Source organism: Paraburkholderia polaris (assembly GCF_012927345.1).
Taxonomy (GTDB): Bacteria; Pseudomonadota; Gammaproteobacteria; order Burkholderiales; family Burkholderiaceae; genus Paraburkholderia; species Paraburkholderia polaris.
The window spans coordinates 195,229-218,252 of record NZ_JABBGJ010000002.1 but is presented as its reverse complement, the minus strand read 5'-3'; the positions used below and the strand labels follow the sequence as shown (position 1 = coordinate 218,252).

Here is a 23,024-nt window from a genome sequence, read left to right as displayed (position 1 = left end):
GCTTTGCTTGGTGAAGTGATAGACAGAGCGTTGGTGGCGCTGAGCCGCGAGGTGGCGACAAAGCAGCAAGAACGCAGCGCGACCCACGGCACTACTTTTTACGGCACGAGCGTGAGTATATGCGTGTTTTCCAGTACTCGCTGCTAAACAAACATATTCCCGGCGCACCCTCAACGGGGTCGAGCCCCGCCAGACAAGGCTTACAGCCAATTACCCTATGTCTTAAGACAGATGTCTTATAGATGACTTACGATCCGAAATTATAGATTGTGAATGCGAATCAGATGCATTAACATTCGTAAGCTTCGAAATTTGAACCGTCCGTTTAACCACCACTCGCTCGATCGATGCCGTTCCGCACACTTTTGGTGCGCGGCGGCGCCACCCTGCCTAAATTCGAACAACATGCAGAATCTCTTTGTCACCGGCCGCGCCGCGCGACCAACCTTCACGCGCGGCCAGCGCCGCTCGCCGTCACTTCTCAGCGCCGGGCTCTTCGTCAGCGTCGGTCTCTCTTTGTCTACGCTGTCATCCTCGGGATGGGCGCAGGTCGCTGCAAGCGACACGGCCGCCACACTGCCCGCCGTGAGTGTGTCGGCAACGAAAGACACGACCGTGGCGCAGGCCGATACCGTCAGCGCCGGCGCGTTGGGTTCGCGCAAGGCAGTGGACACTCCGTTTTCGACTCACACCGTAACGAACGACGAGGCGCAAGACTTGATGGCGGCAACCGCCAACGATCTGTTCAAATACGACCCGGCGGTAGCGAGCATCAGCGAAAACGGGATCAGCGAAAACTCCATGTTCACCGTGCGCGGCATGCCGATCGACACGCTGAACAGCATCAAGGTGGATGGCCAGACCTTCCCCTCATGGGACACCGATCTCTCGCTCGAACCCTTCGAGCAAGTCGAATTGCTCAAGGGGCTGTCCGGCTTCATGTATGGCTTCGGTTCGCCGGGCGGGATCGTCAACTACGTGCTGAAACGCCCGACCGACGATCCGTACCGCAGCATTTCGATCGGCTACAAGTCGGCAGGCGTGTTCAGTGAGGCGGTCGATCTGGGCGGCCGCTTCGGCAACGACAACCGTTTTGGCTATCGCCTCAACCTCGTCAACGAAGACGGCAACACCGCTGAAGACCACGGTCACGTGCGCCGCCAGGTGGCCTCGCTTGCGTTCGACTTCCGCATTACGCCGGACCTGACCTTTACCGCCGACGCCTTCTATCAGAAGCGCAAAACAAACGGCACGCTATTCGGCCTGATGTTCGGCAGCGGTCTGGGCATTCCCGACGCGAGCACCGTCACCCATGCGCTGACGCAACCGCAGAATTACTACCAGACCGAGATGGCCTCATTCGGCACGGGCCTCGATTACCGCCTCTCCGAGAACTGGCATGCGAGCGTGAAGTACCGCTTCGCCAAAGAAAACCGCACCAACTCCGACAGTTTCCTGTTCGTCACCGACAACGCGGGCAACTACTCGAACACGCTCTATGCGGCGATGACGCGTTACTTCTACCAGAACGTTGATGCGATGGTGCAGGGTCAGTTCAACACCGGCAGCATCAAGCACGATGTGGTGATCGGCGCGGGTTTCGAAACGCAAACCAGCGAGTACAGCAACAGCGAAGGCTGGAATAACGGCTACTTCCTCGGCAACGGCAATCTGTACAACAGCACGCTGTTGACCAACGATGAAGTCAGCATCGGCTCGGAGCTCTACCGCCAGCAGCGCACCACGCAGGCTGCCGTGTACGCGAGCGACACGGTGCAGTTCACCTCACGTCTGTCCGCGCTGGTCGGCGTGCGTTACACGCAATATCGCGAGCACGTGTACGACCCGAGCGGCGCCGTATCGTCGCAATACAGCGCGGATCCGGTCACGCCGACCTTTGCGCTGATGTTCAAGACCGATCCGTACTCCACGGTGTACGCGAGCTATGTCGAATCGTTGGAACAGGGTGGCGCGGCATCGAACACCAACCTCAATTACCCGGCTACGTTCGGTCCGCTGAAAAGCAAGCAGTATGAAGTCGGCTTCAAGACGGACCACAGCAAGTGGGGCGCCAATCTTGCGCTGTTCCGCGTCGATCAGGGCTACAACTATACGAACTCGGCCAACATCTTCGTGCAGGACGGCACGAAGCGCTATACCGGCGTCGATGCAAGCGGCTGGCTTGCGCTGACGAGCGAATGGCGCGTGATGGGCGGCGTGATGTGGCTCGACACCAAGGCGGTCGACGTGGACGACGCGAGCGTCGAAGGCAAGCGCGTATATGGCGCACCGAGGTTCACCGTGACCGGCCGGGTCGAATACAACCCGTCGTATCTGCGTCCGCTGACGCTGGCGTTCGGCGGCAAGTACGTCGGCAACCAGGCGGTCGATGCAGCTAACTCGCAGTTCGTCCCGGCTTATGTCACGTACGATTTGAGCGGCCGCTATGAGACGAAAATCGCCGGGAAGGACGTGACGTTCCGGGCCGGGATCAACAATCTGTTCAACCGCCGTTACTGGACCACGGCGTGGGGCTATTACGTGGCGCCTTCGCCGACACGGACTGCCGTGGCCAGCGCTACGTTGCAATTCTAGGCACGACGCGTAATGGGATGGGCGCCCTCCGCGGGCGCCCTGACCATAGCGGGAATCTCCGTAACCAGCGCATCGATTGCGCAGCGCGTTTTCAACGGCAGATACCGGCTCTTCGGCCACACAACGTGGATCTCCTGCAAAGGCCGGAAGCAATTTTCTATCACCGCCACCAACTGGCCCGTTTGCACGTAACGCGCCAGCAACCAGCACGGCAGCCACGCCAGCCCAAATCCGGCGATCGCTGCATCGACAATCCCTTGCACGTCGTCGAAGCCAAGCTGCGGCTCGACCTCCGCGCGCCGGATTTGCCCATCCACATCGAGCACGTCCCACGGCTCGGCCACACCGGCCCGCGTGTAAGCAATGATGGTGTGCCCGCGCAATTCATCGACATTACGAGGCGTGCCGTGCTGCGCAAGATAGGAGGGCGCGGCACCGATACTCGCGTACTGCACACCCAGCTGCCGCGCCACGAGGCTTCCGCTATCGGCCAGTGGCCCGATCCGCACGACCAGATCGAAGCCCTCTTCCACCACATCCACGAAGCGATCCGTAATCGAAATATCGACCTTCAGTTGTGGATGTCTGCGCGCGAGTCTCAACAGTACTGGCGCCGCACAATGATGGCCGAAGGCCTGCGGCACGCTGACGCGCAATCGCCCTTTGGGCTCGCGCCGGCCTGAGTCCAGATCGGCTTCGGCGGCCTCGAGTTCAGCGAGCGCGCGCACGCAGCGGTCGTAATAGGCTTGCCCGTCCTCGGTGAGGCTCTGGCTGCGTGTGGTGCGATTGAGCAGGCGCACGCCGAGGCGTTTTTCGAGCCGTACGATCACTTTGCCGACAGCTGAACGCGTCAAGTTCATGCGCTCCGCCGCCAACGCAAAACTGCCCGTTTCGACGACGCGCACGAATGTCGTCACGCCATCAAGAATATCGCTCATACCCTCACCTTATTGGTTCCGCCAAGGACGCATTGCTGGGACTTAATAGCATCAATAGGGACAGGAATTCCCTTCTATATTACACACTCTCTGGTGGCCAAGGCCATCGACTATCGAGGTGAATTCCTATGTCCAGATATCGGAACGCGTCGCCACGGCACGACGAACGGCCGCATGCGAGCACCACGGGCGCCACCGCAAACGGGACCGCGACCGGGCCCGAACATCGCTCGGCGGCACGGCAGTCGCGCACCGTCCGAGCCACGTCTAGCGAATCGGCACAAACGACAACCCGCTTCTCCATCCGCAAAAACACCTTGGCGTTGGGCGCCGTGTGTCTCGCTTCACTAATGTTCGGCCTCGAAATCTCGAGCGTGCCGGTGATCCTGCCCACGCTTGAGCGCGTCCTGCACGGCGACTTCAAGGGCATGCAGTGGATCATGAATGCCTACACGCTCGCGGTAACCACGGTACTGATGGCGACCGGCACACTGGCGGACCGATTCGGGCGCCGGCGGATTTTCGTCATCGGTATTGCGCTGTTCGGCATCACCTCGTTGATTTGCGGCCTCGCGCACAGCGTGCCGACGCTGATTGTCGGGCGTCTATTGCAAGGCGCGAGCGGTGGCGCGATGTTGATATGCCAGGTCGCCGTGCTCTCGCACCAGTTCAACGAGGGACCCGAGCGCGCCCGAGCGTTCAGCGCATGGGGCATCATTCTCGGCATCGGGTTGGGTTTTGGACCGATCATCGGCGGGATGATCGTGGCGGTGTCCGGGTGGCAATGGGTCTTCTGGGTGCACGCGCTACTCGCCATCGCGACCTTGGCGCTGGTCTTCGGCGGCGTGCAGGAATCGCGCGATCCGCACGCGCATACGCTCGACGTGGCCGGCATCGTCACACTTTCGCTGGCGGTGTTCGGTCTGGTGTATTTCATTACGCAGGGCTCGGACCTCGGCTTCACGAGCCCTCGGGCGATTTTAATCGTTGTAGCGACGGTGATTGCCTTCGTGGCCTTTCTCTGCGCGGAGCAATTCAGCGCGCGTCCGATGTTCGACTTTTCAGTATTCAGGATTCCGCAGTTTTCGGGCGCGCTGATGGGTTCCGCAGGCATGAATTTCAGTTTCTGGCCGTTCATGATCTACATACCGATCTACTTCCAGATCGGCCTTGGCTACAACAGCATCAGCGCGGGGCTGGCGTTACTTGCGTACACCCTGCCGACGCTGCTGTTTCCCCCGCTCGGCGAACGGCTCGTATTGCGCTACGGCTCAGGCATCGCGATTCCTGGGGGCCTCTTCATCATCGGCCTTGGCTTCATGTTGATGAAGTACGGCAGCAGTGTCGCTCATCCGGACGCGCTGACGATGTTGCCCGGTTGCATACTCGCCGGCGCCGGTCTCGGCCTGACCAACACGCCCGTTACTAACACGACAACGGGTGCCGTTCCCGCGGAGCGAGCGGGCATGGCTTCCGGCATCGACATGAGTGCGCGGATGATTACGCTTGCGATCAACATCGCCTTGATGGGCGCGATATTGATTGCCGGCATCCTGTTCCATCTGAAGGCAAGACTGCCGGCGACGATCGACACCGGACTGCTCGCACGACTCGCCGAAAAAATCGCCGCGGGTGATGTCGAAGCGGTCAAACGGGGAATCCCCGCGCTTGCGACACTGGACCCTTCCGGCAACGCCGTTCACGCTGCGCTAATGGAAGGGTTCGGGTGGGTGATGCTATACGGCGGTGTTGGCGTATGGGTGCTGGCCGCGCTCAGCTTTTTGATTTCAGGAAGCGCATCGCGAAACCCAAGACAAGTCAGAGCGGCCACGCGAGCCTCCACCCTTCCTGCCGACCCTTGCTAAAGGTCAATTCGGTAGTTCACGCATCTCCGCCTGATGCGATTTGCATACGCCTTTTTCGGGCGCTTTGATTTCGGATTTGTCTGATTCTCCCATTGGTCTGCCCCTGTAAAACTTGATTAAGCACTCACTTCATAGTGAATGCTCGGATCCCTTCTTTGGGGATCGGCGATCGCCGTCTTGAAATGCCAGGGGAGAGATAAAACGATGGGGCGAAATCACCTTGCCACAGCGGGAATTGCGTGCCGCGCAGCCAGAATGCCGTGCATCGGATGCGCGCAGCCGCGCTGCCCAGAGGGTCATGACGATCTGGCTGGATGCCTGTGATGCTTCGATCGCTTCGCACTGAACTCCGATCGACGGAGTCCGGCCGCCTTTGTCCTTTCCACTCACACGCGCTTGCTTCCGGACTATTGGCATTGTCTTTTCTGACCGGGGCTGCCCACGCCGCAAGTCTGTCCCAACTGGCTGACGACGCTCTGGCGCATGACGCCACGCTTGCGAGTGCCGAAGCGTCATATCGCGCGGGTCTAGCGAAGGAGCCTGAGGCGCGCGCCGCGCTGCTTCCGCACCTCGGTCTTACCCAGTCCGATTTCAAGAATGCGATCCATGTACCGGGGCAGCCTGCCGCGCCCTATTCCACGGTGGGGGCGACCCTGTCGTTCAATCAGTCGCTATTCAAGTGGGACGACTGGCAGTCCTATCAGGAAAGCAGGCTCTCAGTCATCGGTGCCGGCTTGACGTTCGCCAGCGCGAAGCAGGATCTCTTGCTCCGTGCGGCGCAGGCCTATTTTGATGCGCTTGCCGCGAAAGACACCTTTCTGCTGGCGCAGGAGCATCTGCGCTCGGTCGATGAACAGCTGGGACTGACCCGGCGAAGCTTTGCGCTGGGCGCAGCGACGGTCGTCGATCTGGATGAGGCTCAAGCAGCGTCCGATTCCGCGCATGCCGATCTCGTCAAGGCGCAGGGGGAACTTGCGAGGCGCTACACCGCGCTGCAAAAGATAGTTGGCCATTCCGTCGATGCGGTTGAGCCGCTCGATGCAGACGCAAGCCTCGCGACCTTCACATCCAGTTCGTCCGATCCTTGGGAATCGGATGCCCAAACATCCGGGCTGGACGTCAGGCAGCAGCAGATTGCGCTTGAGGTCGCAAGACGAGAGGTCAGCAAGGTGGACGCGGGTTATATGCCGAGCGTGTCGATAGTCGGCAACGCGAGTAACGGCAATGCGGCGTTCATCAACGGACAGACTAACTTCTATACGGGCGCCCACCGGGCTTCATCCGGCGAGATTGGCATCCAGATCAGCATTCCGCTGTTCGACGGCCTTTCAACCTCGAGCAAAAAGCGCGAAGCCCTGGCGCTCAGGGACAAGGCCGAAGACGATCTCGAGGATGCACGCCGCTCGGCCGCGCTTGATGCCCAGCAGGCATTTCTCGGCGTACGCGATGGGCTCGCGCAGATCGCCGCGCTACGCACTGCGCAGCGATCCGCTGAAACGGCCCTCCAGTCCGACCGCAAGGGCTTTCGCGTGGGCGTGCGCATCAACGCTGACGTTCTCGCCGCCGAGGACAAACTCTTCAGCACGCGGCGCGATCTTGCGAGAGCGCGTTACGACACGCTGATGCAGTTCCTCCGCCTCAAGGCAAGCGTCGCGCAGCTTGACGAATCGACGCTTGCACAACTTGACCCGCATGACGGCCAGAAGGCCGCGCCCTTCCAGAAATAAAACATGACGATGTTTCAGGCAATCAGGCGGCATCTGCAATTCGCGACTTTATTTGGCATCGCGAGCAATCTGCTCGTACTGGCACCCACGCTCTACCTGCTTCAGGTGTACGACCGCGTTTTGCCGAGTCGCAGCCTGGAAACCTTAGCCATGCTGATGATCTTCATGGCCATTGCGTTGTTCATGATGTTCGCGGTGGATATCGTGCGCAACCGCGTGCTGGCTGATCTCGGCCGGCAACTCGCGGACCGGCTGGACCGGCTGGCGCTGGCGGCCCGCGTCGAGACGCTGGCAAAACGAACGCCTCGCCCCGATCTCGCGACTCCACAGGACGTGGCTGCTCTCCGCTCATTCCTTTCTGGCGCGGGAGTGATCGCACTCCTTGATATGCCCTGGCTCGTCGTCTATCTCGCGCTCATGTTCCTCTTCCACTGGTCGCTCGGTCTGATCGCGGTGGTGAGCGCAATCGTTCTGGTCTGCCTGACGCTGCTCAACGACAGGTTGACCAGGGGCGGAGTGCGCTCCTACATGGCACGTCAACGCGAGACCGACCAGATCGCCATGCAGATTGGGCGCAACGCGGAAATTGTGACGGTACTTGGCATGAACGCTGCCGTGATTGACGCCTGGGCAGCCCGACGGAGCCAGGATCTCGACGCCCAGGAGCAGGTAACCGACACGTCAATGTTGAACAGGAATGTCGGTAAGGCGCTGCGTCAGGCCATTCAGGTTGTAATGATGGCCGCAGGTGCATGGCTCGTTATCAACCAGTATGCGACGGGCGGCGTCATGCTTGCCACGACCATCCTGCTGGGCAAGGCACTCGCCCCCGTTGAGCAGATGCTCGGAAGCTGGAAGCAGCTTACGGAGGTGCGGCAGGCCTGGGACCGACTGAATGCACTGTATCGCTGGACGGCTGGACGCAGCGCGATCGAGTTACCTCGACCAGAGGGTCGGCTGACTGTCGATGCACTGACTTTCAGCGTTCACAGCGTCAACGATCAACGCGGCCGCCTTCTGCTTAAGGGCATTCAATTCTCGCTGAGTCCCGGTCACCTGCTTGTGGTTGTCGGCTCCAGCGCGTCCGGGAAATCGACGCTACTGCGGCTTCTGGCTGGCCTGTGGGAACCGCAATCCGGCACGGTGCGCCTTGACGGCGCTGACATTGCCCAGTGGCCGCGCGATACGCTGGGACGCTATCTGGGTTATGTGCCACAGGATGTCGAGCTCTTCTCCGGCAGCGTTGCAGGCAACATTGCGCGCGATCCCAACCCGGCGAGTAACGATGCCCAGGCGATTGTGCTCGCGGCGCAACGCGCGGGCGTGCACGAGATGATCCTCAAATTGCCGGATGGCTATGAAACAGACATCGGCGAATCCGGGGAGGCACTATCGGGTGGTCAACGTCAGGCCATCGCGCTGGCCCGTGCACTATACGGTGATCCGCGCCTCGTATTGCTCGATGAACCGAACGCCAATCTCGACGCCGATGGCGAACGTCAGTTGAACACGGCCCTGCTGCGGTTGAAACGGGACGGGGTAACCGTCGTTGTGGTGACGCACAGACAGGCCGTGCTCTCGATCGCCGACCGCGTGATGATGATGCGCAGCGGACAGATTGAATGCTTCGGCACGCGTGAGCAGGTCGAGGCATGGGCGCGCTCGAAGTCCCGACCGGCAGGCCCTGCGTCGGGTAATGAACTGCGTCGGGAGATCGCCGCATCATGAAATTGCGCCCTGTCATTAAGGAACTGCATGCTCGCGTCCGCAGCGCGCTGGTTGAGCCGGACCGACTATCCGGGCCGCAACGGACAATCGCGCCCTTGCGTTTGCCGCGCAAGACGATTGCATCGGGATGCCTTGTGCTTGTCCTTGGGTGCGGTGCGCTCGGCGTCTGGGCTGCGCTCGCGCCGCTGTCGGGCGCTGTCGTCGCCGAGGGTGTCGTGCGTGACGATGGCGAACGCAAGACGGTAATGCATCAGGAAGGCGGGATCGTTAAGGCCATCCTTGTGAAAGACGGCGACCATGTGAAAGCTGGAGAGGCGTTGCTCACCCTCGACAGCGTGCGGCCCGATGCCGAAGTCGCAGCGTTGCAATCGCAACTGGCCGACGATGAAGCAAAGGCCGCACGACTCGAAGCGGAGCGTGACATGAGGCGCTCGCTCACGTTTCCCGCGCAGTTGGCCGCCCGCTCGTCGGACCCTGTCATTGCAGCGCTGTTGCGGCGAGAACAAACGCTGTTCGAGTCCGAACGGCAGACTCTGGACGACCAGTTGCGTCTGTTGCAGGAGCAGGCGGCCCAGACCCGCCAGGAAATCGCGACCGAGACCGCGCTTGTGCGCACCAGTGGTGAAAGTCTCGGCATTTCGAAGCAGGAACTTCAGGTCAATGAACAGTTGCGCAGCGAAGGCTACGTGACCGAAACAAAGATGATGGAGTTGCGGCGCGCTGCGGCGGATTACCAGTCACGCCAGCAATCGGATACGGCGGAACTGATTCGCGCACGACAGAAGCAAACCGATCTCGACCTGAAGATCGCAGCGCTGCGCAATGACTATGTGAAGTCGGCCGACACGCAACTGAAGGACACGACGGCCAAAATCCAGCAGGTCACCGATCAGTTACGTCCGGCCCAGGATATCGAAACGCGCACCAGGATCGTCGCACCGGTCGACGGCGAGGTCGTCGGACTCATGGTTCACACAATCGGCGCGGCGATCGGTCCGCGCGAGCCGCTTCTGGATCTGGTGCCGTCAGGCGCTCCGTTAATTGTTGAAGCGAAGATCAAGCCCGACAACGTGCGCGAAATTCTCCCCGGCAGTAAGGCGGACGTTCGGCTGACCGCATACAACCCGCGAACCTCTCCCGTACTTGAGGGCACGGTGACGTATCTCTCAGCAGATTCGCTGAACGAGAAGGAGACGCGGCAGCCGTTCTATCTGGCGCATATCGAGATTCCGGCTGCCGTCATTGCGCGCGCTAACAGAACGGCGCGTGAGCCGATTCAGCTCGGGCCGGGACTGCGGGCGGAAGTGTTTATCAAGACGCGCTCACGGACCGCGTTTGATTACCTGTTTGAACCGCTTTGGGACGGCATCCAGAAATCCATGCGGGATTAGGACACAACTACACACATACATATATAGGAAGAGTCATGAATAACAGAAGCCGGTCATACCTTGTCTTTTTCGCGTTTCTGCTGCTTATTCCGATTTCGTACGGCTCGATATTTGCTTTCAGTTGTAGACCATTCAACAGGACTTTACCAACTGGTATTTTTATATTGATTGGCTTTGGACTTGCCGCCCTCACTGCCGGATCAGTTATCGGCGCGATATTCGCGCTGTTCAGATTGTTTGCGACCACAAGCCAAGGTTCACAGCCGATTATTTCAGCGAATCTTGGTCGATATGTCATCGCAGGGTTCGGCTTGGTCCTGACTGTCTTCGTTGTTGCATCCAAAAAACTGTGCAGCTAACTTCAATCAATCCGGAGGCTCAGAGAAAAAGTGCGTTTGATTACCTGTTCGAACCGCTCTGGGATGGCATCCAGAAATCCACGCTGGATTAATCCGTTTCAATTTTAATCGAACGACAACGCGCATCAAATGATATGGAAACTGGCCACCTCGGCAGTCTGTCTGATGCCATTGGCAGGCTGCGCCCCTTCCTCTCATCCAGCATCACAGATGGCTTTTGCGCCAATAAAAAGAAACGCTGGCAAAGGAAGAAAGTGCACACCTGAGCATAGACTCGGCAATATCAATCGTCCGGCGCGAGGGCTTATAGAAGGAAACGGTTCGTTTCTAACCCCTTCTTGGCAGCTGTACGTGACCGATCCAGACACCGAAAAACTGTCAAAAATTGAAAGCGTCTGGAATTTCGAAGGGGGGAAGATGATCGCCAAATCCAATAAAACTCGAACTACTTACCTCGATTCCAGAGCGGCTTATGCCGTCGTCAAACTTGCGAATCCAGTCTGGGCGAACCCAATCGATACTTCCAGCCACCCCATGACCGATGCCGCATGGAGTATTGATCTCGTGGATGGGGCAGAAGAAAGATGTGAATCAGGCTCGGGGAGGCAGCAGAAAACGGTGGCATTTCGATGAATACAGTCTACGCGATCTGGATGTCCCATCAAACGCCAGAAAAATAAGGGTCTTCATATTTCATCACAGATAAAATAAATCGTTAAAAATCAGCGCATCGCATCACATTCAAAAAAAACAGGGAATTCATGAATTATGAAGAGATTTATAAATAGGGCATATCCCGTTGCACTACTCTGCGCGACTTTGCTCACAATCGTTGAAGCCTGCGCCGGCCAGTCGCTTGCATCTACAGCAGCCAGAACGCCCGACCGCTTCTTTTCCGACCTGCGCGATTTGGTTGAACACGGCGACTTAGGCGATGAGGAATATGTCGCGCAGACTTTCAGACTCCAACTCACCGCTGAACCTAGTGAAACAGTCTTTAACCCAACGACGAAATCTGTTGAAGGCGTTTCATCGAAGTTCATCGCAACTGCAAAATCAGTCGAAACGCAAATTTTCGAAGGCAAACCGAAAGCTAACTATGGGCAGTTTAAGCCTAATCGGTCGACCCCGGAAAAATCATCATTTACGGAAGCGATAAACGAAGCCGAAATTTGTTTAAAAAAGGAACAGTTCACGCCGACTTGGGGGGAGGGAGAGCCACAGTGGAACCCCTCATTTCAAGGTCAGATAACTTATATATTTTCAAGGAGAAATGAACTCGAAATATATCTTTTATTTTCAAAAACAGGTTGCTTGCACGAAATTACACTTTTTCAAAATAGAAGGGACGAATTGAAATGACAGCTCAAACCATCACGGGCAATGAGGCCTTCTGGGGCACAATTAAATTGTCAGCCGACGCTATCAAGCTAATTAACTCCAGTCCGACACTTGTGACACAGTTGCTGGATTACCAAACATCGTTTACGAAGCAGACAGCTGGTGCCATGTCGGCAGATACCGGAACGGGAACTGGGACCGGTTGGAATGGAAGCGCCATATACTTCGCGCAAAACTGGACTACGCTTTCTGCCACAACGATTGTCGGACAACTTGCCCATGAGATTGGCCATTTTGAGAACACCGTGGCAGATATTGCATATGACGCCCAGTATCGGCCAGCCGCCTCAGATCAGAGTGTTACGGCGAACGATCTGCGCGCTATGATGGGACTGCATCGTGAAGGCGAAGCGGTTTACAACAACTGGATAGTGCAACAGGAAATCCAAAAAGCGACGAGTTCCGATGGAACGGGCAAAGACGGCACGAAAATATATCTCGCAGGAGACGGCCTCTACAGCACGGGACCATCAAATCTCCAATCCATACTCGATAATCAGCACGCTTCAGACGTTGCCGGGAATCTGACAGGAAGTCAGGAAAAAAACGCAATGATAGAAGATGCAATGCATGTATATGGGCCGCTGCCTACTAGCGAACCAGACGACCGTCCACATGATCAACGCGGACAATTCGCAGACGGCGACCGTCTATAACGGTAGTGGCCACGAAACTGAATATACAAAGTTCAATACGAGCGGCCAGAAAACGGACGATTATTTCTTTGACGGATCGACCGGCCGTGAAACGGAATACGACCAGTACGGCAACAACGGCAGCATGACCGCGCATCTGTTCAATAGCAATAACACACAGAACGCTATCATCTTCAACGGCAACGGCCAGGAGATGGAGTACGACTCGTTTGACAGCAGCGGTAAGCTCACCAGCTTCACCCAGTTTACCTACGGAGCCGGCGGCGGTTATAACGCGGTTGCGTATGGCCCGACGGGATACGAAACTGGCTGGGCGGACTACGGAAGCAACAACATGCTCATTTCATCCGGCGGAGGCCAGTACAACTTTACGCTGGGTGATGAATATGGCAGCGGTAGCGACGACTTTGACTTTGGGTGGTTCGAACAGGATATGGGCTATTCCGCGAATTTCGGATTTTCGTTCTAGATACTAAGCATTCCTGGTTAACCAGTTGTCACTCGCCGCGCTTCGCGCGCGGTGTCCGTTTTGTTTGACTGAAGGGCCTTTCAGCCACGCAATCCGCCCCGACCATCCCCAAGTACTTTGACCGGGGAAGGAGAGTTCTTGGGGAACGCTGGACGTCCGCCCGCGAACGCGGAAGCGCTCGGGCCGAAATAGGGCTATTTATGGGATGAACGGGTCTTTACTATGTGCAACTCCAACTTCGTTTCGCTTCCGCGTATGCCTTATCGCCTGTTCACACTTTGCATGAGTTTGTTTATCGCCGGTTGCGCTGGCGACACTACCGCGCAGCATCAACGGCCGAGCGGGGCCAGCCTGCTGCCAGCGCAATACCGATGCACTAAATTTTGCACAGTTGACTTCCTACGAAACACGTTCAGAGTGCCCCGGCATGGACTGCTTATTGGCCGTGGCGCCATTCTGACGGAGTACGCCGACTGGACGTTGGTGGACTATGACTCCCGAAGTCTCACGAGAATTAGAACCGTCGTTGAAAGCAACTCAACCGGACAGTTCCAGCCGCGAGTCGTCGAGCGTTCCGATACGTCTCTTAGTCAAAAGGAGATGGCCGCCGTGCAGACTAGCGCGGACAGGATATGGGCATCGGCCGGTAGCGTGCCCACACAGTTCACGTACCATCGAGTCTGGAACATCTATCTTTTGGATGGCGAAACCGTCCGGTCGGAGTTCGGACCAGGAAATCCGGACGGCCTTGGACGTGAGTTGCAAGGCATGCTTGACGGTCTTTGGAACAGTCACCAGTGACAAGACAGTCATCGTCGCGGGCCGCAGACATCCTACTGCATCGAGCGACGACTTTGACTTTGGGTGGTTCGAACAGGATATGGGCTATTCCGCGAATTTCGGATTTTCGTTCTAAATCCTAAGCATTCCTGGTTACATCGCAGTCACTCGCCGCGCTTCGTGCGCGGCGTCCGTTTCGTTTGACCGAAGGGCCTTCGAGTTTGGAGGCAGGGTAAATATCAGCGAATCAAAAACTCAACAACCATCCGGTTGAATTTCTCAGCATGCTCCCACTGCGCCCAATGCCCGCATCGCCCGAACACATGCAAATCCGCGTGCTGCATGCCGGCAACGAGGCGCAGTCCCACATCCATCGGCACAAACCGATCATCTCGCCCCCAGATCACCAGCGTCTGCGCCGAAATCTCTCCAAGCCGCGGCCCGAAATCATTGAACTGTTTCGGATTAGCCGCCAGGCTCTTAACAAAGTTCTCCAGATGATCCCGCCGCGCGAGCATGTTGTCGAGTCGTGTCTGCATGAGCTCGTCCGTCAGCGCCTTGGTATCGAACACGAACACATTCATCATGCGCTTGAGATTCTCGATCGTCGGCTCGCGATACAAGCCTTGTAGCAGCTTGATACCCTCAGTCGGCATCGGCACAAACTGACTGGGCCCGCCCGTCCCGCCACCCATCAACACCAGCTTGCCGACACGCTGCGGATTCTCCAGCGCAAAGGCCACCGCGCTATGGCCGCCCATCGAATTACCGATGATATGCACCCGCTCGATATCGAGCGCATCGAGCAGCCCCTTCAACGAGCGCGCGTTGAGCTCGGAGCGCGAGCCGTCGCACACGATCGGATCGCTCTTGCTCCAGCCGAGGCAGTCCATCAGGATCACGCGATAACCTGCGTTCACAAGCGGATCGACGTTGCGATTGAAGTTCGCCCAACCACTCGCGCCGGGACCCGAGCCGTGCAACATCACCACCGTTTCCGTGCCCTGACCGACGTCGTTGTAGTGCAACTGCACGTCGCGCTCGCCTTCCTGGATGTGCACGAACCTGCTGGTCGACGCTTCGGTGAATGCCGGTACATTTGAGCTCATATTGAATTCCTTTCTTTAAAGAGTTGGTTGACCGCGAGCCGCCATTCACAGCAAGCCCACGCATTGCATGCCGCAGATCTATCGCACAGTGGCGGGCGTATAAACAGGCGCAGGCTTGCCCACGACGCACCATGCCGCAATCGCCGCGATCGCGATCAGCGGAATGCTCGCGCTCAACAGCACGGTGGCGCTTTGCCCGATCGCGAGCAGTTGGCCGGCGATCAGCGGTCCGAGAATCGAACCCATGCGCCCCACCGCAACGGCCGCGCCCACCCCCGTGCCGCGCACTTCGGTCGGATAGATGCTGCTTGCAAGCGCATACAGCACCGACTGTCCGCCGACAAGAAACAGCCCCGCCAGCAATCCGCCCCACGCCATCGACGTGCCGCCGCTCGCACCCACGAGCGCAGCCAATGCCACCGCAATGCCCAGATACATGCCAGCCACTGTCCGGCGGCGGCCAATCCGGTCCATCATGCTGGCGATCACAATCGCGCCAACTCCGCCGCCGACGTTGAACATCATTTGCACGACGCCCGACTGCACCCGCGTGAGACCTCGGCTCAACACCAGCGACGGCAGCCAGTTGATCAGGAAATACAGCACGATCAACGTTCCCAGATAGCTGATCCACAACGCGACGGTCGTCCCGGCGCGCCCTTCTTTCCACAATGCCTGCGCAACACCGGGCGAAGCCTCGCGCAATCCGCCGGTGTTCGCGCCGGGATTCAGGCGCGCCGCCACGAAATGTGCCGACTCGCGCATGAAGATCGCTAACAACGGCAGCACCAGAAGTGGCCCGACGCCGCCGACGTAAAAGATATGCCGCCAGCCCTCATCGCCTGGACTGACGATGCCGATGACCGCCGCCAGTGCCGCACCGAACGGCATACCGCAATACATCGCCCCGACAGCGGTGTTGCGCTGATGCGGCGGTGCTGCTTCCGAGCACAGCGCGATCAGGTTCGGCATGGCCGCGCCGAGACCGAGACCGGTCAGAAACCGCGCCGCCAGCAGACTATTGAGGTCCCACACCTGCGTGGTCGCAATCGAGAAAATGCCGAACATGGCCACCGAAAGCATCAAGATGCGCTTGCGGCCCAGCTTGTCGGCGAGACGTCCGCCGATTGCCGCGCCGGGCAGCAAGCCGAGCGCGCCGATGCTGAAGGCCCAGCCCATCTGCGCAACCGCGAGATGAAATTCACGCGCCATGCGCGGCGCCGCGACGCCGGTGGATTGCAGATCCAACCCCTCCAGCAAGGCGACGACGAGACATAGCCCCACAGTGACGGCACTGCTTGTCCGAGTGTTCGTTGACCGCTGCATAAAAGTCTCCAATGTGTTTTCAGCATCGCTCTTGGTGGCGATCACGCTGTGGTGGGATTGACGGCACCGAAGACGCCGTCTGGTTGCAAGAAAAATTTCACACGCCAGCGGTCCGCTTCAGATCCAGGGCGACGTCGACGATCATGTCTTCCTGACCGCCGACCATACGGCGCTTGCCCAATTCGACGAGAATGTCCACGGTCTTCAGACCGTACTTCTTCGCGGCCACTTCCGAGTGGCGCAGAAAGCTCGAATAAACACCCGCGTAACCGAGCGCGAGCGTTTCGCGATCGACGCGCACGGGGCGGTCCTGCAACGGACGCACGATGTCATCGGCGGCGTCCATCAGCGTGTAGAGATCGGTGCCGTGATTCCAGCCCATGCGCTCGGCCGCCGCGATGAACACTTCGAGCGGCGCGTTGCCCGCGCCCGCACCCATCCCCGCAAGCGACGCATCGATGCGGTCGCAGCCCTCTTCCACCGCGACGATCGAGTTCGCCACGCCCAGCGACAGGTTGTGGTGCGCGTGCATGCCCGTCTGCGTTTCGGGCTTGAGCACGGCCTTCACCGCGCGAAAGCGCTCGCGCACGTCGTTCATCGTCAGCGCGCCGCCCGAATCGACCACGTAAATGCAGGTCGCCCCGTAGCTCTCCATTTTTTTCGCTTCGAGCGCGAGGTTATCGGGCGTGGTCATATGGCTCATCATCAGGAAGCCAACTGTGTCCATGCCGAGTTCGCGTGCGTATTCGATGTGTTGCTTCGAGATATCGGCCTCGGTGCAATGCGTGGCGACGCGCACGATCCGCGCGCCGGCCTGATAGGCCGCCTTCAGATCGTGAATCGTGCCGATGCCGGGCAGCAGCAGCGTCGCAATCTGTGCGTGCTCGAGCACGTCCGCCACTGCCTCGATCCATTCGAGATCGCTATGCGCGCCGAAGCCGTAATTGAAGCTCGAGCCTTGCAGCCCGTCGCCATGCGCGACTTCGATGCTGTCCACCCTGGCTTTGTCGAGTGCGCGTGCAATCTGCTGCACGTTGTCGATCGAATACTGATGGCGGATCGCGTGGCTGCCATCGCGCAGCGTCACGTCGGAGATATACAGTTTCTTGTCCATGCGAAAAGTCTCCTTAAGCCTGCACGAGCGATTTCGCCATGCGCTCCGCGGTCGCTAGCGCGGCCGAGGTCATGATGTCGAGGTTGCCGGCATAGGCGGGCAGATAATGCGCGGCGCCTTCCACCTCGATGAATACCGAGGTTTTCAATCCACTGAAGCGGCCAAGGCCTGGAATAGTGAGCGGCGCATCGGCGGGGATCACGTCGAACTGCACCTTCTGCTTCAAACGATAGCCCGGCACGTACGCGTGAACCGCCGCGGCCATCGCTTCGATCGACGCTGCCACTTTCGCTTCGTCCGCGAGTTCGGACAGCACGTAGACGGTGTCGCGCATCATCACCGGCGGCTCGGCCGGATTTAGCACGATGATGGCCTTGCCCTTCGCCGCGCCGCCAACCGCTTCAATGGCCTTCGAGGTGGTTTCCGTGAATTCGTCGATATTCGCGCGGGTGCCGGGACCGGCGGACTTGCTGCTGATCGACGCGACGATTTCCGCGTAGTGGACCTTCGCCACGCGCGACACCGCCGCGACCATCGGAATCGTCGCCTGGCCGCCGCAGGTCACCATGTTCACGTTGCGGGCGTCGAGATGTTCATCGAGGTTCACCACCGGCACGCAGTACGGGCCGATTGCCGCAGGCGTCAAATCAATCAGGCGGATGCCCGGCTTGAGCGCACGCAGGAACGCATCGTTCTTCACGTGCGCGCCGGCCGAGGTCGCGTCGAATACGAAATCGATGCCGTCGAACACCGCCAGACGGGTCAGTCCTTCGACGCCTTCGTGCGTGGTCGCCACGCCCAGACGCGCGGCGCGCGCCAAACCATCGGACGCCGCGTCGATACCCACCATCGCCGCCACTTCCAGATGCTTGCTGTTGCGCATGATCTTGATCATCAGATCGGTGCCGATGTTGCCCGAGCCGATGATCGCGGCCTTGAGTTTTTCGCTTGCCATGTCAGTCCTCAATCGAGTGCTTGCTTATGCGGAGAAAGTCGCGCGAACGCTGCCGAGGCCGTCGATCTGCGCGCTGAAAGTGCCGGGTTGAGTTACCGCGACCATCGGACCGAGTGCGCCGGTCATCAGCACGTCACCGGCGCGCAGCGGTGTGCCGAGCCGGACCATCCGGTCCGCGAGCCACGCGGCGGCGTTCAGTGGATTGCCAAGGCACGCGAAGCCGTTGCCGCGCGAGAGCACGTCAACATCGTTGGACAACGTCATCGCGCAGGCGGCCAGATCCATGTCGCGCAGCAGCACCGGACGGCTGCCGAGCACGAAGCACGCGCTCGACGCGTTATCCGCGACCGTATCGACGAAGCGGATATTCCAGCCTTCGATGCGGCTGTCCACGATTTCGATCGCCGCCACCGCATAGGCCGTCGCGCGAATCAGGTCGGCGTAGGTGTGTTTGTCATGCGTCAGGTCGTGCTCGAGCACCAGAGCGATTTCTGCTTCGACCTTCGGCTGGATCAGTTCGCTGAGCGGAATCGCCTGGTTGTCGCCGAACGCCATCGAGGCGAATAGCGCGCCGAAGTCCGGCTGGTCGACGCCGAGTTGACGCTGCACCGCCGGCGAAGTCAGCCCGATCTTGCGGCCGACGATGCGCTCGCCAGCCGCCTCGCGCGCCTGAACATTGAACTGCTGTACGGCGTAGGCGAGTTCGGCGGCTTCAACAACATTCGCAGCTTGTGCGAATTGCGGGTTGTCGCGCAGCGGCGCAACGGTCTGACGCGTGCGTTCGGCATCGCGCAGCCGCAGGGCCAGCGCTTCAACGTTGCTTCGATTGATCATGGTGTGTTTCCGGATTCAGTTAGACGGTTTCGGCGACGGGTCGCGCGTGCATCGCGCCGAAGCCCGCGATCCACTCGGGAATCGGCCGGTAATAGTCGAGCGTCGCGCGATAGGGCCCGAATGCATTCAGCGCGCCGAAGGCCGCGACCCAGGTACGGATCTCGTGAGCCGACTTGCCGGCGTCGCGCGTGATCGCGTTGTCGGTGAGGCCGTCGAGCGCGGTCAGTTCGCCCTCTTCCAGCAGCTTCAGGAATGCGCGGTCCCACTCGGGATTGAGCGGATGCAAACGGCTGTCGCCCGAGGCGAATGCACGCGCCGCAGCGACCGTGCGCGCCTCGCGCGCGGCCCGCGATTGCGCCGAAGGATTGCGTCCGGCGATGAGGCGCTCCGCGACTTCATCACTGGCACCGGCCAGTTCCGGCACCGGCGGCTCATGCGAAATGCCGCCCGAGCCGATCACCAGGACGCGTTGGTTCGAACGTGCAAGCGCGCGGCCGAGTGCCTCGCCGAGCAGACGCGCGCGACGGCATGACGCCATCGGCGCCGCAACGGAATTGATGAAAACTGGCACAACCGGATAACGATCGAGCCCGCCTGTGAGAAGGTCCAACGCTTGCGCGCAGCCGTGATCGACGTGCATGCGGTAAGAGACCGCTACGTCGACATCGCTGGCCAGCACGGCTTCCGCGAGTTCGAGCGCTGTGTCAGCAGGCACCGCGAGCGGCCCGGCGAGGCTCTTGAAGTCGCCGATCGCGCTCGCCGACGCGCCGATGCAAAACGGCGGCATCACGTCGTAGAAGAAACCGTTGTAGTGATCCGGCGCGAACACCACCACCAGTTCAGGATCGAAGTCGGCCACGCGTGCCCGCGCCGCCGCATGGATATGCGCCACTTCCGCGACGATTTCCGGCGCGGGGTCGTAATAGCCGGTGAGCGGCGTGTGCGAGAGACATTCGAGCAGCAGCGGCATGTCAGGCTCCCGTGGCGAGCGCAACGCCGTGCTCGTGCTCGACAGCCGCTTGCGGTGATGCGTCGACCAGCGCAGCTTGCCGGTCGGCCGGCGCAAGTGTCAGCTTCCGCGCGAGCTCGCCGATGTGCGCCGAGACCTGCTGCGGTGTGCACATACCCGCAACAAACCGATCCGGGCGCAACAGCACGACAGATTCGGGCACGCGCGCAAACCACTCTTTCATGCGCCCGTTCACATCGCCGATGGCAATCACGCCGTCGGGCACGTCGTCGTGAAAACCGAGTTGCGTGTCGGGTTTGGCGAGCACGAAACAGCCGCCCACCCGCTGCCAGATTTCACGCGCTGAGGCCGTCAGGCCGAAGGTCGGATCGGAACCCCAGCCGATGATGGCGAAGCGATTTCCCAACACATCGTCGAGGCGCACCACATCGCCGCCCACCGTCCGCACGCGCGGCTGGATGAACATGCGGCCCACCGGCGAATGGCACAGCGGATCGCGGCCGTACACGAGGCGGCCCAGCAGCGATTCGCGCTTCTGACTCATCAGTCCGAGCAAGCGCCCCGGCGCGGAATGCCCCGAACGTTCCAGCAGGCGCGCCAGAAACCCATGCTTGCGCTGGCGTTCGGCCAACAGCACCACGCCTGCTTCGTAGCGCGGCATCGGCTTGAAACGCATTTCGACGAAGTAGCGTTTCACCGCTGGAAGCAGGTTGAAGGTGCGCACGAAAGCGTCGCGGAACTTGATGCCGAAGCGGCTCGTCGGCGCAAAAATATCGCCCGCCACTTCCGACAGATGGATCATCGAGCGGGCATGCGCACGACGTTCGGCGGTGTACGTGTCGAGCAGCGCATCACTCGCCAGCCCCTTGACCACCATCGCCAGCTTCCAGCCCAGGTTGCTCGCGTCGCGAATGCCGCTGTTGTAGCCCTGGCCCTGCCAGACCGGCATGATGTGCGCGGCGTCGCCGGCAAGCAGTACGCGGTCCGTGCGAAACGTGCTGGCAAGGCGTGCGTTGTGCGTATAAACGCGTTTGCGGATGTAGTCGACCTTCTCCGGATCGGCCACCACCTTGCGGATCAGTGCGGCCATGTTCTCCGGATTCGACAACTCTTCTTCCGTCTCACCCGGCATCACCATGAATTCGAAGCGGCGGATACCGTGCGGCAAAGCGGCCGACACGTAGGGCCGTTTCGGATCGCAATGCATGTAGACATGAGGCGAGCCGATCGGGTCGTTGCGCACATCCACCACGATCCATTGATTCGGCTTCGTGCGTCCTTCGAATGCCACGTTGAGTACGCGGCGAACGAAACTGTTGCCGCCATCCGCGCCAACCATGTACGACGCGCGAATCGTGCGGCGTCCGCCCTGCGCGTGTTCGGCTTCGATCGTGATACCCGATTGGTCCTGCGTGAATGAGGTCAGGCTGTGGCCGAACAACACCTCGACATGCGGGAAACGGCGCAAGCCTTCGAACAGCACGCGATCGGCAAGCGGCTGGATGAACGCGTTACGACGTGACCAGCCGAACTCGTCGGTGCGCGGTTCGATCGACGCAAAGCAGTGGCCGGTGTGCGTGACGAACCGCATCCAGTGGTCAGGCGTAGTGTGCGGCAGGAGTGCATCGGCGAGACCCACCGACTGAAACACGCGCAACGCTTCATCGTCGAGGCCGATGGCGCGCGGGTAGTCGATGATCTGCTCGAGTTTCTCGACCAGCACGACGCGCACGCCTTGCAAACCCAGGTAGTTGGCGATCATCAAACCGACAGGTCCGGCGCCGATAATCGCAACGTCCGCTGATACAGTTTCGCAGGGGCCGTGAGCGGCCACCGGATCGATAGAGGGGGGCATGTTGTCTCCTTTTTCTCGCGCATGGCGCAAGTTCATTGGTTCGCAGTCTAGGACCGCCACCCCACCCCCTCAACATTTTGTGAAATTTGTGCATAGAATGCACATATCTGATTTATAACGAGTTTTCGGTGACCAAATACACAAACGTGCGAGGCCTGTCACGCGGGCTGCAGGTACTGCAAGCGCTCAATTCCATGGAAAGCGGCCGCGCCACCAGCCAGCAGATCAGCGACCTCACCGGTTTGCATCGCACCACGGCGAGACGGCTGCTGGAAACGCTGATGGAGGAAGGTTTCGTGCGGCGCAGCGCATCGGACGACAGCTTTCGTCTGACGTTGCAGGTGCGCACGCTGAGCGAAGGATTTACGGATGACGAAAGAATCGCGACGATCGCGCCGCCGATCATGGGAAGACTTTTGCAGCGCGTAGCGTGGCCTTCAGATCTGACCACGCCGGACGGTGATGCGATGATCATCCGCGAGACCACGCACCGTTTCAGTCCGCTGTCGTTTCATCGTTCGATGGTTGGGCGGCGTCTGCCGATTCTGCTCACGGCCGCTGGGCGCGCTTACTTTGCGATGTGCCCCGAGGGCGAACGCGAGGACATCCTCGAGTTGCTGCGTTCGGGTGCGGGCGGGGACGAGCAGAAGGCGCTCGCCTCCAATGATGCGTTGGTCAAAAGCCTGATACGGCGGGTTCGCGCGGACGGCTTCGGTTCGAACCACGGCGATTGGGCCGCGCAGAGCAAAATCGGCGCGGTCGCCGTCGCGATCGTGTCGCAGGAGCGTGTGCTGGCGAGTCTGAACGTGGTGTTTCTCTCGCGGGCGGTCACGCTCGCCGAGGCGACGCGGCGCTATGTGCCGGAACTCCAGGCCGCCGCGCGGGAGATGAGTGAGGCGCTGGAAGCGGAGGAATCCGGGAACGGTGCGGGTAAAGGCTAAGCGAACGGCGC

General features: G+C 59.9%; 19 protein-coding genes. 11 read left to right on the top strand and 8 right to left on the bottom strand.

All coding sequences use genetic code 11. The features are described 5' to 3' along the window. The first annotated feature begins 405 nt into the window (after positions 1-405). Positions 406-2,595: a TonB-dependent siderophore receptor gene (locus HHL24_RS02185; protein ID WP_169483748.1), complete on the top strand. Its 2,190-nt coding sequence runs from the start codon at positions 406-408 to the stop codon at positions 2,593-2,595. Here the strand turns inward: HHL24_RS02185 and HHL24_RS02180 are convergent. Then, positions 2,592-3,533, bottom strand: coding sequence for a LysR family transcriptional regulator (locus HHL24_RS02180; protein WP_169483747.1), 942 nt, complete (start codon positions 3,531-3,533; stop codon positions 2,592-2,594). The two genes, HHL24_RS02185 and HHL24_RS02180, sit on opposite strands and share 4 nt — an antisense overlap. Before the next feature lie 128 nt (positions 3,534-3,661). Here HHL24_RS02180 and HHL24_RS02175 point away from each other — a divergent pair, with 128 nt between their 5' ends. The 9 genes from HHL24_RS02175 to HHL24_RS02135 all read left to right on the top strand — a co-directional run bounded on the left by HHL24_RS02175 (position 3,662) and on the right by HHL24_RS02135 (position 13,129). Further along, positions 3,662-5,398, top strand: coding sequence for an MFS transporter (locus HHL24_RS02175; protein ID WP_206002672.1), 1,737 nt, complete (start codon positions 3,662-3,664; stop codon positions 5,396-5,398). Between the two features lie 416 nt (positions 5,399-5,814). Further along, a complete protein-coding gene (locus HHL24_RS02170) occupies positions 5,815-7,125 on the top strand; it encodes a TolC family outer membrane protein (RefSeq protein ID WP_230417307.1) in 1,311 nt (436 codons plus the stop codon). Between the two features lie 3 nt (positions 7,126-7,128). Further along, positions 7,129-8,853 (top strand): type I secretion system permease/ATPase, encoded by a 1,725-nt coding sequence (locus HHL24_RS02165; RefSeq protein WP_230417306.1) that lies wholly within the window; start codon positions 7,129-7,131, stop codon positions 8,851-8,853. Further along, positions 8,850-10,244, top strand: coding sequence for an HlyD family type I secretion periplasmic adaptor subunit (locus HHL24_RS02160; RefSeq protein WP_169483745.1), 1,395 nt, complete (start codon positions 8,850-8,852; stop codon positions 10,242-10,244). Before HHL24_RS02165 ends, HHL24_RS02160 begins: the two co-directional genes overlap by 4 nt. A 35-nt stretch (positions 10,245-10,279) precedes the next feature. After that, a complete protein-coding gene (locus HHL24_RS02155) occupies positions 10,280-10,603 on the top strand; it encodes a hypothetical protein (RefSeq protein WP_169483744.1) in 324 nt (107 codons plus the stop codon). Positions 10,604-10,732: 129 nt separating this feature from the next. Continuing rightward, positions 10,733-11,236 (top strand): hypothetical protein, encoded by a 504-nt coding sequence (locus HHL24_RS02150; protein WP_169483743.1) that lies wholly within the window; start codon positions 10,733-10,735, stop codon positions 11,234-11,236. A gap of 135 nt (positions 11,237-11,371) precedes the next feature. Further along, positions 11,372-11,965, top strand: a complete 594-nt coding sequence (locus HHL24_RS02145; protein WP_169483742.1) for a hypothetical protein — start codon at positions 11,372-11,374, stop codon at positions 11,963-11,965. Next, positions 11,962-12,660, top strand: a complete 699-nt coding sequence (locus HHL24_RS02140) for a hypothetical protein (protein ID WP_169483741.1) — start codon at positions 11,962-11,964, stop codon at positions 12,658-12,660. Before HHL24_RS02145 ends, HHL24_RS02140 begins: the two co-directional genes overlap by 4 nt. Then, entirely contained in the window at positions 12,620-13,129 is a 510-nt protein-coding gene (locus HHL24_RS02135) for a hypothetical protein (protein WP_169483740.1), read from the top strand. The genes HHL24_RS02140 and HHL24_RS02135 overlap by 41 nt, the downstream gene beginning before the upstream one ends. A 1,019-nt stretch (positions 13,130-14,148) precedes the next feature. Here HHL24_RS02135 and HHL24_RS02130 read toward each other — a convergent pair. From HHL24_RS02130 to HHL24_RS02100, 7 genes are all read right to left on the bottom strand, one after another. After that, on the bottom strand, positions 14,149-15,018 hold the full coding sequence (locus HHL24_RS02130) for an alpha/beta fold hydrolase (protein WP_169483739.1): 870 nt from the start codon (positions 15,016-15,018) through the stop codon (positions 14,149-14,151). Between the two features lie 78 nt (positions 15,019-15,096). Then, on the bottom strand, positions 15,097-16,344 hold the full coding sequence (mhpT, locus tag HHL24_RS02125; protein WP_169483738.1) for a 3-(3-hydroxy-phenyl)propionate transporter MhpT: 1,248 nt from the start codon (positions 16,342-16,344) through the stop codon (positions 15,097-15,099). 97 nt (positions 16,345-16,441) lie between these two features. Then, positions 16,442-17,458 (bottom strand): 4-hydroxy-2-oxovalerate aldolase, encoded by a 1,017-nt coding sequence (gene dmpG / locus HHL24_RS02120; protein WP_169483737.1) that lies wholly within the window; start codon positions 17,456-17,458, stop codon positions 16,442-16,444. Between the two features lie 13 nt (positions 17,459-17,471). Continuing rightward, positions 17,472-18,413, bottom strand: coding sequence for an acetaldehyde dehydrogenase (acetylating) (locus HHL24_RS02115; RefSeq protein ID WP_169483736.1), 942 nt, complete (start codon positions 18,411-18,413; stop codon positions 17,472-17,474). Positions 18,414-18,437: 24 nt separating this feature from the next. After that, complete coding sequence (locus tag HHL24_RS02110) at positions 18,438-19,247, bottom strand: fumarylacetoacetate hydrolase family protein (protein WP_169483735.1); 810 nt, start codon at positions 19,245-19,247, stop codon at positions 18,438-18,440. Between the two features lie 19 nt (positions 19,248-19,266). After that, the gene (locus HHL24_RS02105) at positions 19,267-20,217 is read right to left on the bottom strand and encodes a 3-carboxyethylcatechol 2,3-dioxygenase (protein ID WP_169483734.1); all 951 of its coding nucleotides are present in this window, start codon (positions 20,215-20,217) and stop codon (positions 19,267-19,269) included. Position 20,218: 1 nt separating this feature from the next. After that, the gene (locus tag HHL24_RS02100; RefSeq protein ID WP_169483733.1) at positions 20,219-22,072 is read right to left on the bottom strand and encodes a bifunctional 3-(3-hydroxy-phenyl)propionate/3-hydroxycinnamic acid hydroxylase; all 1,854 of its coding nucleotides are present in this window, start codon (positions 22,070-22,072) and stop codon (positions 20,219-20,221) included. A gap of 128 nt (positions 22,073-22,200) precedes the next feature. On the opposite strand from HHL24_RS02100, the gene HHL24_RS02095 reads away from it, so the two are divergent. After that, positions 22,201-23,013, top strand: coding sequence for a DNA-binding transcriptional regulator (locus HHL24_RS02095; protein WP_169483732.1), 813 nt, complete (start codon positions 22,201-22,203; stop codon positions 23,011-23,013). The last annotated feature ends 11 nt before the right edge of the window (positions 23,014-23,024 follow it).

Excerpts from the sequence above, each read along its gene's own strand:
- HHL24_RS02185 (WP_169483748.1), top strand. The coding sequence starts at position 406 with ATGCAGAATCTCTTTGTCACCGGCCGCGCCGCGCGACCAACCTTCACG.
- HHL24_RS02180 (WP_169483747.1), bottom strand. The coding sequence starts at position 3,533 with ATGAGCGATATTCTTGATGGCGTGACGACATTCGTGCGCGTCGTCGAA.
- HHL24_RS02175 (WP_206002672.1), top strand. The coding sequence starts at position 3,662 with ATGTCCAGATATCGGAACGCGTCGCCACGGCACGACGAACGGCCGCAT.
- HHL24_RS02165 (WP_230417306.1), top strand. The coding sequence starts at position 7,129 with ATGACGATGTTTCAGGCAATCAGGCGGCATCTGCAATTCGCGACTTTA.
- HHL24_RS02160 (WP_169483745.1), top strand. The coding sequence starts at position 8,850 with ATGAAATTGCGCCCTGTCATTAAGGAACTGCATGCTCGCGTCCGCAGC.
- HHL24_RS02155 (WP_169483744.1), top strand. The coding sequence starts at position 10,280 with ATGAATAACAGAAGCCGGTCATACCTTGTCTTTTTCGCGTTTCTGCTG.
- HHL24_RS02150 (WP_169483743.1), top strand. The coding sequence starts at position 10,733 with ATGATATGGAAACTGGCCACCTCGGCAGTCTGTCTGATGCCATTGGCA.
- HHL24_RS02145 (WP_169483742.1), top strand. The coding sequence starts at position 11,372 with ATGAAGAGATTTATAAATAGGGCATATCCCGTTGCACTACTCTGCGCG.
- HHL24_RS02140 (WP_169483741.1), top strand. The coding sequence starts at position 11,962 with ATGACAGCTCAAACCATCACGGGCAATGAGGCCTTCTGGGGCACAATT.
- HHL24_RS02135 (WP_169483740.1), top strand. The coding sequence starts at position 12,620 with ATGATCAACGCGGACAATTCGCAGACGGCGACCGTCTATAACGGTAGT.
- HHL24_RS02130 (WP_169483739.1), bottom strand. The coding sequence starts at position 15,018 with ATGAGCTCAAATGTACCGGCATTCACCGAAGCGTCGACCAGCAGGTTC.
- mhpT (WP_169483738.1), bottom strand. The coding sequence starts at position 16,344 with ATGCAGCGGTCAACGAACACTCGGACAAGCAGTGCCGTCACTGTGGGG.
- dmpG (WP_169483737.1), bottom strand. The coding sequence starts at position 17,458 with ATGGACAAGAAACTGTATATCTCCGACGTGACGCTGCGCGATGGCAGC.
- HHL24_RS02115 (WP_169483736.1), bottom strand. The coding sequence starts at position 18,413 with ATGGCAAGCGAAAAACTCAAGGCCGCGATCATCGGCTCGGGCAACATC.
- HHL24_RS02110 (WP_169483735.1), bottom strand. The coding sequence starts at position 19,247 with ATGATCAATCGAAGCAACGTTGAAGCGCTGGCCCTGCGGCTGCGCGAT.
- HHL24_RS02105 (WP_169483734.1), bottom strand. The coding sequence starts at position 20,217 with ATGCCGCTGCTGCTCGAATGTCTCTCGCACACGCCGCTCACCGGCTAT.
- HHL24_RS02100 (WP_169483733.1), bottom strand. The coding sequence starts at position 22,072 with ATGCCCCCCTCTATCGATCCGGTGGCCGCTCACGGCCCCTGCGAAACT.